This is a genomic window from Polyangium fumosum (genome assembly GCF_005144585.1).
Lineage (GTDB): Bacteria > Myxococcota_A > Polyangia > Polyangiales > Polyangiaceae > Polyangium > Polyangium fumosum.
Genome location: NZ_SSMQ01000002.1, coordinates 224,745 through 237,974, shown reverse-complemented (window position 1 = coordinate 237,974; position 13,230 = coordinate 224,745). Strand labels below are relative to the sequence as shown.

Genomic DNA, 13,230 nt, shown 5'->3' with positions numbered 1-13,230 from the left:
ATCGGACGAATCGTGGGAATCGTATCACTCGCCGGCGCGGTGTTCGTCGGGACGAGCGTGGGCGCGTGCGGAGGCGAGACGGAGAACCCGCCCGCGACGAACGAGCCGGACCTGACCGGCGTGATCTACACGGGCGCGGCGACGGACGAGGCGCTCGAAGCGCTGCTCTTGGCCGCGCCAAAGACCGACGCGGCGCAAGGCGTGGTGGTGGACACGCCGGCCGCGGGCGCGACGCTGCCGAAGGACGTGCCGCCGACGATCGAATGGCACGTGGGCGGGTCCTCCGCGGCGCGCGAGCCTTCGGCGGGAGAAAGGTTTGTCGGGGCCGCGAAGGCGATCGCCTCGTTTTTCGGTCCGCGCGAGGCCTGGGCGCACGGGGCGCCGGTGAACGGCCGCGCGTATCTGCTCGTGTTCTCGACGCCGAAGAGCCCCGAGCTCGTGCGCGTCTTCACGACGGAGCTTTCGTACACGTTCGACGCGGCCTCGTGGACGAAACTCGCGCTCACGGGGGAGCCGGTGACGCTCGTCGTGACGAACGCGATCTTCGAGGACAACCGCGTGGCGCAGGACGGAGGGCCGTTCACGGGGGAGGCGGTGACGTTTTCGATCGGGCCGTGAGCCGCCGCCTCACCGCCGCTGCCCCGCCGGCCGCGGGGAAAACACCCCCCGCGGCCGCGTCTTCATGCCCGTCACCGGGAAGAAATCGTTCCCCCCGAAGAGCGGCGGGTCCTTTTCGTTGCGTTGGTAAAACAGGTTGATCTCTTTCTTGTAGAAATCGGTATCTGGGATGACCGCGCCGAAGCGCTGCGTCTTCAGCGCCTCGCGGAGCTCGTCCCGGAGCGCGATGCCCGGCGGGCCGCCGCCAATGCCCAGGATGTCCTGCATCGCCATCTCGTGCGCGAACGGGCGCTTGCCCGCGAGCGTCGGGAGGTGGCCGTGCGCCGGGAGCCATACCTCGCCGGGCAATGCGGCGAGCTTCTTCACGAAGGCGTGGCCCGCCTGCTCGTCGCTGCGCGAGGGCACGAGGCGGCGAGGATCGTAGATGACGCAGGCGAGCTGGAGGGCCGCGACGCCGAAGGTCGCGGCGCGCAGGCGGGCCCGTAGGGCTTCCGGCGCCTGGCCGATGCTTTCGAGGGCCGTGGCGATGCCGAGGCCGAAGAGAATGGCGAGCACGGAGAACGCGGGCATGAGCACGTTCGGCCAGCCGCCCGCATGCAGGCGCCCGCCCCACGAGGTCCCGAGCGCGCCGGCCGCGGCGAAGAACCAGAAGAGACGCGCCTTGCGCGCGCCTTCGCCCGAGGCCGCGAACCAGTAAAGCGCCGCGGCGAACGAGACGGCGAGCGGCGCGAAGAGGTCCTCGACCCAGTAATCGACCCACATCGCCGGCACGTTCGGGTGCTGCGAGGGCAAAAAGAAGACGTAATAACGGAACCAGCCGCCGTGCAGGCGATCGAGCGCGAGGACCGAGAGGCCGATCGTGCCGAAGAGCGCCACGCCAAACCCGAGCCCGCGCTTCCAGCCGTCCGCGAAGAGCGCATACGCCGCAAGAGGCGCCGCGGCCACGAGCATCGATTGTTTCGTCAGGAACGAGAGCAGGAACAAGGCGACGGCGAGGAGCCGGAAGCCGAGGCCCTCGCGGAAGCGGAGGACGTAGAGGCCGAGGAGCAAAAAGAGGAGCGCGAGCGAGTCGACCCGCGCGATATCCATGAACGCGACGCTCTCGCGGTACGTGCCCGCGAAGAGGCCCGCCGCGAGCACGGCCGCGAGGCGGTTTTTCGTCTCGCGATGCACGAAGAGCGCGATGAACGCGAGGCAGCCGAGCGACGAGAGGAGCGAGACGAGGCGCAGGGAGAAAAAACCGAGGCCGAAGAGCTTGCTCACGGCCGCGGAGACGTAGAAGTAGAGCGGCGTGTAGATGAAGGGGACGAAATCGATCGTGGGGCGATCGTAGAGGCGTTTGCCCGAGAGGATGTGGCGGACGTGGTCGACGGCGCCGCCTTCCATCCATTCGATCTCGAATGGATACCGGAGGTGCAGGACCGCGAGCACGAGATAGATGCCGACGTACGCGACGGCGCCGAGGCCGACGAGCCAGGGCAGGCCGCGGCCGAGGAAGGCGGGGAGGCGCCGCCAAAGGGGGAGGAGCCGAGCAAGCATCGAGGGGCGCTACCCTAGCGCAGCGCGCCCAAAGATTCGAGCACGGCCTCGAGCGAGGAGCGGCCAAGCTCGGCGGCGCGGTCAGGGCCGAAGCCGCTCGGGCCCTCCTTGAACGGCATCTCGATCGTCATCGACAAGCAATCAAAGCGCTCGCCGACCCAGTTGTTTCCGATGCGCAGATCACCCTTGCCCGGGTCGTCTGCTCCATAATCGAGCTCCGAGGAAAAACCTCCGTCGCGCCGCGCGAGGCTCCGCGTGAAGCGCCGTTCCAGCTCGTAGAGGCGCTCGGAGTAGCCGGGGTTTCCCGCGCAGCCGATGGCGAACGCGACGTCGGCGTGCTCGTCGCCGTGCACGTCGAGGAAGAGGTCCACGCCCGCCTGCTCCATGGCGCTGCGCACGGAGGCGACCTCGGGGCTCAGCTCGTCGCTCGGCGCCTGCCATTCACGATTGAGGTCCCGCCCGGCCGCGTTCGTGCGGAAATTGCCGCGCGTGCTGCCGTCCGGGTTCACGATCGGCACGACGTACACCACGGCCTCGTGGAGGAGCGTGTCCGTGACCAGGTCGTCCTCGGCGAGGAGCCGGACGAGCGCGCCCTCGACGAACCACGAGCCCATCGTCTCGCCAGGATGCTGCCGCCCCGTGATCCAGAGGCGGGGCTTGCCCGGGTGCTCCTCGCCGAGGACGATGATGTGGATCGGGCGTCCCTCGACGCTCGCGCCGATCGGGAGCACGCGCGCCCGCGGCGAGCGATCGACGACGGAGAGGAGCGCAGCGAGGCGATCGAGGGGATACGCGGCGAAATACGAATAATGGACCGTGTCGTGCTCGGGCCGGTGCTGGAGGACGAGGCGGCGTCCATCGAAATGGGTGGGGACGCGGAACCATCGTTCGAGGTCATACGATGCGAGCGCGCGGTAGCCATGGAAGGCGTCGGGGTGCATCGCCTCGCCCGCGTCGTGGATCGTGAGCTCGACGTGGCGGCCGCGCGCGCCTCGAACCCGGAAATGGAACCATTGCCGGATGCCGGCGGCGCTGTCGGCGCGCAAGGAGAGCTCGGCCTCGGCCCCGTGGTGGCCGGTGACGACAATGCTTCCGCCGCAGAGGTCCGCGTCGACGTGCATGAAATGCATCATGCCACGAAGAGCGGGCGAGCGGGGAGCGATCGTGGGCCCGCGCGCGGGTGTGTCCCGCACATGGCGAAGGCCCCGGCGTGCGGGGCCGTTTCGCCTATACTCCGCCGCGGAGAGGTCGAATGGGGAAGAGCAGGACGGGCATCGACAGCAGCGCAGGCTCCCTGCCGGAAACGACGACATGGGCGCGCGCCGTCGTCCTCGGGACGGGGATCCTCGGCGTGAGCCTGACGGAGCGCGCGCTCTCTGCGAAGGCCCTGGAAGAGTTCGCGCGCAAGGTGCTGGAGGTCGTCCGCGCCATCACGCCCGCGACGCGCAAGCTCGTCGAGGTGCTCGAAGCACGCATGAGCGAGCTCGGCATCGATCACGACTGCGACAGGCTGCGCACGGCCCGGAGCGCGCGCCTCCTCTGCGAGGCGCTCGCCGGTAGGTCGCTGCGCGAAGCGCGCGAGATCGTCGAGGCGCTCGCCTCCGCGCGCCTGGAGACGAGCTCGTCGGCCGTGCAGGCGAGCCTCGGCGCTGCGGACGATTCGCTGGAGACGCTCGACGACCCGCTGGTGCTCGGCGTGCTCAAGCAGCTCGCGGGGCGCGAGAAGAATGATCTTTCGGCGTCCAAGTATCTGCGCGAGGCGCGCGCAATCCTGCGGCAGGACGAGATGCGGCGGTCGCTGTCGGTGGAGCTGCGCATGGTGGCGGGCGCGGCGCAGGCGTATCTCCTGAGCGGCATGCCGAGCGCTGATGGAGCGCCGCTGCACGGCCTTCCCGAGGATGGCGTGTTGCCCAAGAGCGCGGTGCTCGCGAGCGTCGTGGCGCCTGCCGCGGTGCGGATCGAGGCATCGCGCGGGACACCGCCGCCGAGCGCGACGCGGTCCCGCGCGGAGAGCACAAAGCGCAAGTCGCTCACGCAGACGCTGGCGTCGGAGGGCGTCTTGCCGTTCACGCGGGTGAGCGTGGAGCGGCGTGGATCGATGCCCGACCGAAAGTCCGCGCGCGCGCTCCTGGCCGAGGCGGTGCGCGAGGTGGAGCAGAAGCTCGAAGCCTCGAAGGGGCCGGCGTTGCTCTCGCTCGTGATCACGCTCGATATCAGCGACAAGGGCGCGTGATGGATCAGGCGTCGAGCGCGACGTAAAGGACGGGCTCGTCGCGCAGCCACGTGCGCTGGCGGCGCGCGAAGACGCGTGTCGCGCGGACGATCGTGTCTTCGAGCTCCTCCCGCGGGAGCTCGCCTTCGAGGTGCGCGCGCACCTGCTTGTATCCGACCGATCCCATCGGTCGCGCCGCGGCGTGGCCCGCGCCGAGCAGCGCGCGCACTTCGTCGATCCAGCCCGCGTCGAGCCAACGCCGGACGCGCGCGCGCATGCGATCGTCGAGCGTCTCGCGGGGCCAGGCGACGCCGACGAGGCGCGTGTCGTGGCGCTTCTCGCGGAAGCCGTGCTCGGCGAACCACTGGCTCTGCGGTTTGCCCGAGAGCTCGTGAATTTCGAGCGCGCGGCTCACGCGGACGAGGTCGTTTGGCGCGAGGCGCGCGGCGCTCTCGGGGTCGACGGCGGCGAGCATGGCGTGCAGGGCCGCGCGCCCTTCGGCCTCGGCGACCGCTGCGTGCCGCGCGCGGATCGCGGGGTCGGCGGGCGGCGCGGGGGCGAGGCCGTAGACGAGCGATTTGATCCAGAGGTACGTGCCGCCGCAGACGATGGGCACGCGGCCGCGGCGTTTGACGTCCTCGATCGCGCGCTCGCCGAGCCCGGCGAAGGTCTGCGCGTCGAGGGGCACGAGCGGGTCGGCGATGTCGACGAGGTGGTGCGGGGCCCGCGCGCGCTCCTCGGCCGTGGGTTTGCCCGAGCCGACGTCGTAGCCGCGGTAGATCTGCACGCTGTCGGCGTTTATGATCTCGCCGCCGAACGTCTCGGCGAGGCGGAGCGCGAGCTCGGTTTTTCCGCTCGCGGTGGGGCCGACGACGACGAGGAGCTCGCCCTCGCGCGGCGGCTCGATCGTGCGCCACGAGGGGGCCGTTCGAGGGGGCTCGTTCGGCTCGTCGTTTTCGTCCGGGGGACGGGCATCCACGGTTTCGTGATCGTTCGGGCGCATCGTTCGGGCCCGCGAGGGGTCTTCCGCGCGGGGGACTTCCTGTAGCATCTCCGGATGTCCTCGATGCCGCGCTTCCTGCTTTCGTTTGCCTTCGTCACGTGCCTCGCCGCGCCGGGGGTGGCCTCGGCACAAGAGCCTCCGCCCGCCCGGCCGATGATGCGGGTGAACCTGCCGATCGATCTCACCGTGATCGGCGTGGGCGGCGCGGCGTGGATCACGACGGAGGTGCTGAAATCGAAGATCGCGCCGGCGACGTGCCGATGGTGCAGCCCGCCGGGGTTCGACGATTCGATCGCGCGCGCGCTGCGCTGGAGCAACACGAAGACGGCGGCGCGGATGAGCGATGTCGGGTTGTATGGGCTCGCGCCGCTCGCCGCGTTCGGGTTCGACGCGGCCGTCGTGTACGCGAGCGGCGGCACGCTCACGGAGTGGGGGACGGACGTGATCGTCCTGTTGCAGTCGATGGTCGTGGCCGCGGACCTCACGCAAATCGTGAAGTTTTCCGTAGCGCGGGAGCGGCCGCTGCTCGAATACAACTCCGTGTCGGCCGAGGATCGGGACAACCGCGACAACAACCTTTCGTTCTTTTCCGGGCACACGTCGTTCACGTTCTCCGCGGCGGTCTCGGCCGGGACGCTGGCCACGCTGAAGGGATACCGCGCGGCGCCCTGGATCTGGGCCACGGGGCTCACGATTGCCACGGCCACGGGGTATCTGCGCATGGCCGCGGACAAACATTATTTTTCGGACGTGATGGTCGGCGCGATCGTCGGATCGGCCGTCGGGTTCGTGGTGCCGTGGCTGCACCGGCCGAGCGCGAACCCGAGCAAAGACGCAGGAGCGCGGCTCTCGGGGATGATGGCGAGCCCGCTGCCCGGCGGCGGGCCGTTCGTGGGCTTCAGCGGGATCTTGGATTAGTTCGCGGCGCGCCTCGCGCGGACGCGGAGGAGGACGGGTCTTTCGGGGCGGAGGACCGCGGTGTAATCGGGGCCGATCGGCGCGTCGCTCACGGGCTCGAAATCGAAGCGCTGGGCGATCTGCGCGAGCAGGAGCTCGGCTTCGAGCGTGGCGAAGGTCGCGCCGATGCAGACGCGCGGGCCGGCGCCGAAGGGCATGTAGGCGCCGCGCGGTCGCTTCGCCTCGTTCTCCGCCGAGAAGCGCGTCGGATCGAAGCGCTCCGGGTCGGGGAAGATCGACGCGCGCCGGTGGAGCGCGTGAATCGGGACGATGATCGACGTCATCTTGGGCAGGTGGTATCCGCCGACCTCCACGTCCTCGATGGCGACACGGTCGATCGCGAAGGCCGGCGGATAAAACCGCAGCGCTTCGCGGAAGACGCCGCGCGTGTATTCGAGCCGGGAAGCCTCCTCGGCGGTCGGGATTTTTCCGGACAGGCCAGAGACCTCCTGCTTCCAGCGGCGGTACACCTCGGGGTGTCGCGCGAGAAAATAGAGGCACCAGGTCGTGGAGGTCGCCGTCGTCTCGTGGCCGGCGATGAACAACGTCATGGCCTCGTCCCGCACCTGGCGGTCGTTCATGAACGAGCCGTCGTCCTCGTCCCGCGCCGCGAGCAGCCGCGAGAGCAGGTCGGGCCGGTCGCCGCCTTTTTGCCGGCGATCGGTGATCATGCGCTGAATGCGGTCGTCGACCGTCCGGATCGCGGCGAAGAGCTTGCGCCGCTCAGCCGTGGGCAGGGGGACGGGCCGGTGCAGGGCCTCGATCATCGCTTCTCGTGCGCGTTCGAGCGGCGCGGGGAGGTGTTCTGGCAGGAGAAGGAGCTGGGCCAAGTTCGCGCGGACGAAGATCGAGACGCTGGCGGTCTGCTCGCCGAGGTAGTTGAACATCGCGCGGATCGCGGCGCTGATCTCGTCGGACTCGTCGAGCGTGTCGGCGTCGAAGAGGACCTTCGCGGCGATGCCCATGGTGATCCGCGTCATCTCGCGCCCGGCGTCGAGGATCTGGCCGTCCTTCCAGTCGTCGAGGCAGCGCGTGATGACGTCGTTCATCATCGGCGCATACCCTTCGATGGCGCGCGGGTGGAAGAGCGGCGCCATGAGCTTGCGTTGCTTGCGCCACGGCTCGCCTTCGCTCGTGAAGAGGCCACGGCCAGCGAAGGGGTAGAACATCATCTTCGTGGCGAGGCTCTTCTCGAAGCTCTTTTGCTTCTCCACGAGCGCCTCGTGCGCGAGCTCGGGCGCGCAGAGGACGACGAGCGGGAACTTGAAGAATCGAATCTGCCCGAGGTCGCCGAGCTCGCGCGCGAGGCGCAGGAAGATCGCCGCTTGCGTGGTCCGGAACTCCGTCGCGTGTCCGGAAAACGTTTGTCCCGACAGGATGGGGATGTCTGCGACGGTCTTCATGGTCCCTCCTGCGGCGGTAGGAGCGCTTGCGAGGCGCGTCAAGGGGAGCTGCGGGCGTGCCGGACGTCGACGACGATCCGCGGAGGCTCACGGAGTTCCTGCACGCGATACCGATTCTTCGAGCCGACACCGAGCACCCAGGTGAGCTGTCCCTCGAAATCACAGGTCGCTGCGAGCTCGAGCAGCACGGGCAGCTTCGGCTTTCGCTCGATGGGACCGAGCGTCGGGAGGCCCGCGTCGGTGTGGGCCCGTGCAGGCGTCATCCGGACCCGGAGCCATCCCTCACCTGCCACCGTCACTGTGTCGCCCGTGCCGCAAAGGCGCACGGGTTTGTCGATGTACTCGACCCGGTAGCCAGGCAATGCCTGGCCCGAAAATTCGAAGACGACACGATCGAACCCCGCGTGACGGCCTGCCCGGACCGACCGCAGCTCGACCGTATGCACCTCGGGGATCTTTTTCTCGATCGGCGCGGCCGTCCCCTCGAACGCCTCGGGCGCCGTGTCCCCGGGCTCCTTCGTCCCCTGCGTGGGCTCCGGGGGTTTCGCCGAGGAAGGCGGCTCGGCGGCCTTCGCGGGCGGCTCCGCGGGGGACGGTGCGGCCGTGGTCGGCGTCGTCGGCGCCACCGCGCTGGCGGCGGGGGTTTTCGTGCTGTCGGGCGCGGTGCTGTCGGGCGCGGCGTCACGACAGGCGAGGAGCCACGGGCTGGCGAGCAGGAACAGGAAGAGCGTACGCATGGGGCTTGTTGCGTCTCCGTTTGGCGCAAGGGGCCTGGCCGCAAGGGCCTCGGCGCGCGCGGCGCGGACGACGTCGGCGGCCCGATTACAATGGGTGCGTCCGTACGTCAACGCCCGCCGCGGGGCTTGACACGGTCGCGGCGGCGGGCTCATCCTGTGCGGGTGGGCATTGCGCCCACAATCAGCGTTTTTCCTTCGGGTTGCATGACGTTATCGGATACGGGCTGGGAGGGGTTCGGGGAGCACGTCTATCGCTTCGAGGCGCCGGATGTCGTGCACATCCGGAACGTCGGCGACGTCGCCCTGGAGGACATGCAGCGGATGTTCGAGCTGATCCGGGCGGCCCGAGCGCAGGTGGGGGGGCTGGTCTTCTGGCTTTCGGACATCACGCAGATGGGGCACGTGCGCGCCGAGGCGCGCAAGCTCGCGATCGAATCCGACACCAACAAGAACCTGCGGGGCACGGCGATCTACGGCGGCAACTTCAAGCAACGCGCGATCGCGAACCTCGCGATCAAGGCCGCGCGCGTGCTCAAGCCCTCGCGCGTCCTGACCCCGTTCAAATTCGTCGCGACCGAGGCGGAAGCGCGGGCCTACATCGAGGCGATCCGATGCGGTACGCAGGGCGTGGCGTCGCGCGGCTCCCGTCCGCCGCCCGTGCACTGACGGCGCGCAGGGAGGCGTTTCCGGGGACACGGCGCGGAGGCGGGCGCGGGGGCGCCGGCCGGCCGGCGAGCGCCCCCGATGGTTCGTGTTGTGGTTTCAAATCCCCCTGGGACGTGAATCAGTAACGGCGTCCGGGGCGGCCCCGATCTTCGAGCAGGCGCGCAGGATCGGGCGCGTCCGAGGGCGACACGCTCGACGTTTGCATGCTGCCCGAAGCGGAATGCCCCTTCGATTCCACGATCCACGAGGCGACGCCGAGCAGCACGGCGCTGAGGAGGATAAAAGCAGCAACGGCTGCCACGATCATGGGCATGCGGATACGAACGCCGTCGAAATGATGCATCGCGAGCGTCACGAGGACCTCCTGATGTGAGGGCGGATCGATACAAGTTGCCGGGGGCGCTCTCCGCGCCTTCACCGGCCCCCCTCGATGAACCGCCGTTGGGTCACGCCGCTCGTCGCCGAGCCGCGTGTTGTTCTTCGTTGGAACGGCGCACAGATTACCGCATGCGCGTGCGATTTCCAGGGAAATGACGGCCAGAATCGGACAGGGAATGTCCGAGTGCGGGGATGTGGGCTACTGGATCCGGGGAGGGCGCGCGTCGAGGAGGAGATCCGGCAGGAGGAACACGAACATCGCGGTCCGGCGCGTGGCCAGGGTCATTCCTTCGACGTGGAAGTCCCTCTCGGTTCCGACGATGTGCCCCACGGCGTCGAAATGCATCCTTTGCGGCGGGCGGTCCGGCGATCGCATCGTCGCGACGCCGGCCTCGTCGAGGACGAGCGTGCCCACAGAGATCGGGACCGTGCCGTCGGCGTTCATGGTGATGACGAGGGTGCCGCCGAGGTCGACGAACGTCCCATCGGAATGCAGCGTCCCGAGCACCTCGCCGCGCTGCACGAGCAAGCCGTTCCGGTAGAGCACGAGGTACGGCTCGTCCTGGCGAAGCACGCGGAGATCCGCGAGGACGAGCAGGTCGTCCGGAGGCGCGCTCGGAGCGGGCGGTGCGTCGTTGGCGGCGCGCGCAGGCGGCGGCGCAGGGGCGCAGCCGCTCGTGAAGACGAGCGCGGTGAGGAGGAGGCCCGGCGCGCGCTTCACGGACAAACCACGTTCGGGATGTAATGGACGTGGTAACAACACTCGTCGTCCAGCGGCGGCAAATCGCAGACGACCTGGCGGTACGCAGGCTTGTTGCAGCACGCCGTGGGGGTCGTCTCGGCGCAGAAGCCGGTCGCGTCCGCGAGGGTCGTGAGCAGGCCGGGGGTCGACGCAGGGGGGCAGACGTCGCCGCCGTTCATCGAGACGCACACGGCGTTGAGCTTGCCGATATTGGGCTCCTCGCCGCACTTCAGGCCGCCTGTGCCGCCCGTGCCGCCGCCGCTGCCGGGGCCCGTGCCGCCCGTGCCGCCGCCGCCGGTCTCGCCTTCGGCGTCGACGACGACCTTGGCGCCGCACGCCGCGCCGAACAGGGTGAGGGCCGCGAGTACGGCGGCGCGGGCGAGGGGATGAGCGGCGGGGAAGTGGAATCGTCGTTCGAGCATGGTGAGGTCTCCCGGCTGTGCGTCGCGGACAATGGAGGCGTTAGTGTACCCACCGTCCTGACAAGTCCAGCGCTTCGTGTAGGAGGCTCTCGTGGCCTTGCCTTGGCTGTGTGGCCTGCGGAGGAGCGGGGGATGTTTCTGGTAAACGAGGTGATCGACGAGCAGTACCGCATCCTGCGGCGGATTGGTGAAGGCGGGCATGGGACCGTCTACGAGGCCGAGGATCTCGACATCGGCGCGCCCGTGGCCGTCAAGTTCCTGCGCCCCGAGGTCGCGGACGCGCCCGAGTTCGCCACGCGTATGCGCAGGGAGGCGCGCGCGATGGGCGCCCTGTCGGGGACGAGCGCGGTGCAGATCTTCGCGCTGAACCGCACGAAGTCGGGGCAGATGTACATCGTGATGGAGCTGCTCCGCGGCAAGGATTTCGAGGGCTTCCTCGCCGACCACGAGCGCGAGGTGGGGAGGCTCTCGCGATCGAAGCTCTTCGAGCTGATCTCGCCGATCGTGGACACGCTCGACGTCGCGCACCAGCGGGGGATCGTGCATCGCGACATCAAGCCGGCGAACATCTTCGTGCTGGAATCGACGGCGCGAGGGCCGGTGCGGCTGCTCGATTTTGGTCTGGTCAAGGTGCTCTCGGTGTTGACGCCGCTCACGCAGGAAGGGCTCGTCGTGGGGTCGCCGTCGTACATCGCGCCCGAAGGCTGGCAGGGCAGGCCCGATCGGATCACGCCGGCGGCCGATGTATACGCGATTGGCGCCGTGATCTTCCGCGCGCTCGCGATCGAGCCGGAGCAGCGATTTCCGACGGTGAAGGCCTTGTGGCTGTCGCTCGTTGGAATGCTCGGGCCCGGAGGGGCGCGCTGACGAACGATGCGTTACGGCGAGCCGGGCAGCGTCACTTCGAGGAGCTCGTTCGGTCCGGAGACCTTTTCGCCATATTGATTGTCCACGATGAGCAGCGCGTGGGTCTCGTCCTTCCAGACGATCCCCTCGAAATTGCGTTTGCCCCCGTTCGAATGCGGCGCGAGGTCCACGAGGACGCGGGGCTCGATCGGGGCCGCGGTCCCCGGGCCTTTTGCAGGGAGCGTGAACGAGAGGATGCGCGAAACCGCGAAATGCCGCTCGATCGCCAGGACCTCGATTCGATCGTCCCCCCGGGCACGGCAATCGAGGCCGGAGATTTTTCCTTTTTCGTCCTTCGTGCTCGTGAGCGACAGGCGAAAGGCCGCCCGGTCCCCCGTCGCCGGGTCGATCCGCTCGATCGGCGCATGACGCGCCTTGCCCTCGCCGTTCATCACGTCCTCGATCGCCGCGACGATCTGCCCCGACGCGGCGCACAGGCCTTCGAGGCCATGCCCCTCGTCGCACGACGCGCCCCACGCCGAGAGCGGGACGTCGAGCGTACGCGTCACGCGCGCCGCGTCGCCCTCGCGCGTGGCGAGCAGGATGCGGTCGGCGCCCGTCTTCGAGCAGCCGCCCTCGGTGCCGATCGCGAACGATTCCCCCGAGAGCCACGCGAGCGATTCGAAATCGAGGCCCTCGGGCACGCCGCTCACCGCGGTCTTGCGGACCAAAGCCCCGTCCGGCGAGAGCTCGAGCAAGAGCGGTTGTCTCTCCGTCATCGTGAAGAGCGCGCCGGACGGGCCAACCGCGAGCGACGAGAGGCCCACCACGTCGGTCCCGGTCACCAGGATCTGCCGCGGCGTCCCGCCGTCTCCGGCCGGGACGGGCGAGGAGCGCGACGGCTGGCACGCGAGCGGGAGCAAGAGAGCCGCGAAAAGGGGGCACGAAAAACAAGGGCGCACGCGGCGATGATATCCGAACGAGCGCGCGGTCGATGCGCGTCCCCCATCCTCGGCTACGATGGCCCGGCCCGATGACCCTCGACCTCGGTGTGCTCATCTCCGGCCGCGGAAGCAACCTCCAGGCGATCCTCGACGCGATCGCCGCGGGGAAGCTCGACGCGCGCGTCCGCCTGGTGATCTCGAACCGCGCCGGCGCGCCGGGCCTCGATCGCGCACGGGAAGCCGGCGTGCCGACGGCCGTGATCAGCCACAAGGATCACCCGGACCGGGCGTCGTTCGACGCCGCGCTCGTGGGCGCGCTCGGGCAAGCTGGCGCGTCGTGGGTGGTGCTCGCGGGCTTCATGCGGATCGTGACGAGCGTGCTGCTCGACGCGTTCCCGGCTCGCGTGCTCAACATCCACCCCTCGCTTCTGCCCGCGTTCCCGGGCGTCTCCGCGCAGGCGCAGGCGCTCGCGCACGGCGTGCGGATCACGGGTTGCACGGTGCACCTCGTCGACGCCGGGACGGACACGGGGCCGATCCTCGCGCAAGCCGCGGTGCCCGTGCTGCCGGACGACACGGAGGAGCGTTTGTCCGAGCGGATCCTCGCCCGCGAGCACGCGCTGCTCGTGCACGTGCTCGCCGCGATCGCCGCGGGACACCTCACGGTGCATCCGCCGACCACGGTCGCGGCGAGGGCTCGCGTGGAGCTCGTGGGCGTCCCCGGCGCGCTCGGGGTCGAGACGACGAACGATTGAGGGAGAGC

General features: G+C 69.5%; 15 protein-coding genes. 6 read left to right on the top strand and 9 right to left on the bottom strand.

From position 1 onward, the window contains the following. Positions 1 to 12: 12 nt before the first annotated feature. Positions 13 to 618, top strand: a complete 606-nt coding sequence (locus E8A74_RS02985) for a hypothetical protein (RefSeq protein WP_170228808.1) — start codon at positions 13 to 15, stop codon at positions 616 to 618. Positions 619 to 627: 9 nt separating this feature from the next. Here E8A74_RS02985 and E8A74_RS02980 read toward each other — a convergent pair whose 3' ends face one another. Beyond that, positions 628 to 2,157 carry a glycosyltransferase family 39 protein gene (locus tag E8A74_RS02980; protein ID WP_136927364.1) on the bottom strand — a complete coding sequence of 510 codons (1,530 nt, stop codon included), beginning with the start codon at positions 2,155 to 2,157 and terminating at the stop codon, positions 628 to 630. 14 nt (positions 2,158 to 2,171) lie between these two features. Continuing rightward, positions 2,172 to 3,278: a M14 family metallopeptidase gene (locus E8A74_RS02975; protein WP_170228807.1), complete on the bottom strand. Its 1,107-nt coding sequence runs from the start codon at positions 3,276 to 3,278 to the stop codon at positions 2,172 to 2,174. Between the two features lie 131 nt (positions 3,279 to 3,409). On the opposite strand from E8A74_RS02975, the gene E8A74_RS02970 reads away from it, so the two are divergent. After that, on the top strand, positions 3,410 to 4,390 hold the full coding sequence (locus E8A74_RS02970; protein WP_136927362.1) for a BREX-2 system ATPase PglY family protein: 981 nt from the start codon (positions 3,410 to 3,412) through the stop codon (positions 4,388 to 4,390). Positions 4,391 to 4,394: 4 nt separating this feature from the next. On the opposite strand, the gene miaA is transcribed toward E8A74_RS02970, so the two are convergent. Further along, on the bottom strand, positions 4,395 to 5,348 hold the full coding sequence (gene miaA / locus E8A74_RS02965; RefSeq protein ID WP_232379345.1) for a tRNA (adenosine(37)-N6)-dimethylallyltransferase MiaA: 954 nt from the start codon (positions 5,346 to 5,348) through the stop codon (positions 4,395 to 4,397). Positions 5,349 to 5,426: 78 nt separating this feature from the next. Between miaA and E8A74_RS02960 the strand changes: the two genes are divergently transcribed. Beyond that, a complete protein-coding gene (locus E8A74_RS02960; protein WP_136927360.1) occupies positions 5,427 to 6,290 on the top strand; it encodes a phosphatase PAP2 family protein in 864 nt (287 codons plus the stop codon). Here E8A74_RS02960 and E8A74_RS02955 read toward each other — a convergent pair. Then, entirely contained in the window at positions 6,287 to 7,732 is a 1,446-nt protein-coding gene (locus E8A74_RS02955) for a cytochrome P450 (protein ID WP_136927359.1), read from the bottom strand. The genes E8A74_RS02960 and E8A74_RS02955 overlap by 4 nt on opposite strands. A gap of 38 nt (positions 7,733 to 7,770) precedes the next feature. Then, a complete protein-coding gene (locus tag E8A74_RS02950) occupies positions 7,771 to 8,469 on the bottom strand; it encodes an AMIN-like domain-containing (lipo)protein (RefSeq protein ID WP_136927358.1) in 699 nt (232 codons plus the stop codon). Positions 8,470 to 8,673: 204 nt separating this feature from the next. Between E8A74_RS02950 and E8A74_RS02945 the strand changes: the two genes are divergently transcribed. Further along, entirely contained in the window at positions 8,674 to 9,135 is a 462-nt protein-coding gene (locus E8A74_RS02945) for an STAS/SEC14 domain-containing protein (protein WP_136927357.1), read from the top strand. Positions 9,136 to 9,253: 118 nt separating this feature from the next. Here the strand turns inward: E8A74_RS02945 and E8A74_RS02940 are convergent, their stop codons facing one another. The 3 genes from E8A74_RS02940 to E8A74_RS02930 all read right to left on the bottom strand — a co-directional run bounded on the left by E8A74_RS02940 (position 9,254) and on the right by E8A74_RS02930 (position 10,677). Then, the gene (locus E8A74_RS02940; RefSeq protein WP_136927356.1) at positions 9,254 to 9,490 is read right to left on the bottom strand and encodes a hypothetical protein; all 237 of its coding nucleotides are present in this window, start codon (positions 9,488 to 9,490) and stop codon (positions 9,254 to 9,256) included. 222 nt (positions 9,491 to 9,712) lie between these two features. Then, positions 9,713 to 10,234, bottom strand: a complete 522-nt coding sequence (locus tag E8A74_RS51805; protein WP_170228806.1) for a hypothetical protein — start codon at positions 10,232 to 10,234, stop codon at positions 9,713 to 9,715. Then, positions 10,231 to 10,677, bottom strand: a complete 447-nt coding sequence (locus tag E8A74_RS02930) for a hypothetical protein (RefSeq protein ID WP_136927355.1) — start codon at positions 10,675 to 10,677, stop codon at positions 10,231 to 10,233. The genes E8A74_RS51805 and E8A74_RS02930 overlap by 4 nt, the downstream gene beginning before the upstream one ends. Before the next feature lie 132 nt (positions 10,678 to 10,809). Between E8A74_RS02930 and E8A74_RS02925 the strand changes: the two genes are divergently transcribed. Next, complete coding sequence (locus E8A74_RS02925) at positions 10,810 to 11,544, top strand: serine/threonine-protein kinase (RefSeq protein WP_136927354.1); 735 nt, start codon at positions 10,810 to 10,812, stop codon at positions 11,542 to 11,544. 11 nt (positions 11,545 to 11,555) lie between these two features. Here the strand turns inward: E8A74_RS02925 and E8A74_RS02920 are convergent, their stop codons facing one another. Then, positions 11,556 to 12,485: an esterase-like activity of phytase family protein gene (locus tag E8A74_RS02920; RefSeq protein ID WP_136927353.1), complete on the bottom strand. Its 930-nt coding sequence runs from the start codon at positions 12,483 to 12,485 to the stop codon at positions 11,556 to 11,558. Between the two features lie 71 nt (positions 12,486 to 12,556). On the opposite strand from E8A74_RS02920, the gene purN reads away from it, so the two are divergent. Beyond that, complete coding sequence (gene purN / locus E8A74_RS02915; RefSeq protein WP_136927352.1) at positions 12,557 to 13,222, top strand: phosphoribosylglycinamide formyltransferase; 666 nt, start codon at positions 12,557 to 12,559, stop codon at positions 13,220 to 13,222. Positions 13,223 to 13,230 lie beyond the last annotated feature (8 nt).

Coding starts and splice junctions, on each gene's coding strand:
- E8A74_RS02980 (WP_136927364.1), bottom strand. CDS start 2,157: ATGCTTGCTCGGCTCCTCCCCCTTTGGCGGCGCCTCCCCGCCTTCCTC.
- E8A74_RS02975 (WP_170228807.1), bottom strand. CDS start 3,278: ATGCACGTCGACGCGGACCTCTGCGGCGGAAGCATTGTCGTCACCGGC.
- E8A74_RS02970 (WP_136927362.1), top strand. CDS start 3,410: ATGGGGAAGAGCAGGACGGGCATCGACAGCAGCGCAGGCTCCCTGCCG.
- E8A74_RS02960 (WP_136927360.1), top strand. CDS start 5,427: ATGTCCTCGATGCCGCGCTTCCTGCTTTCGTTTGCCTTCGTCACGTGC.
- E8A74_RS02955 (WP_136927359.1), bottom strand. CDS start 7,732: ATGAAGACCGTCGCAGACATCCCCATCCTGTCGGGACAAACGTTTTCC.
- E8A74_RS02950 (WP_136927358.1), bottom strand. CDS start 8,469: ATGCGTACGCTCTTCCTGTTCCTGCTCGCCAGCCCGTGGCTCCTCGCC.
- E8A74_RS02945 (WP_136927357.1), top strand. CDS start 8,674: ATGACGTTATCGGATACGGGCTGGGAGGGGTTCGGGGAGCACGTCTAT.
- E8A74_RS02930 (WP_136927355.1), bottom strand. CDS start 10,677: ATGCTCGAACGACGATTCCACTTCCCCGCCGCTCATCCCCTCGCCCGC.
- E8A74_RS02925 (WP_136927354.1), top strand. CDS start 10,810: ATGTTTCTGGTAAACGAGGTGATCGACGAGCAGTACCGCATCCTGCGG.
- purN (WP_136927352.1), top strand. CDS start 12,557: ATGACCCTCGACCTCGGTGTGCTCATCTCCGGCCGCGGAAGCAACCTC.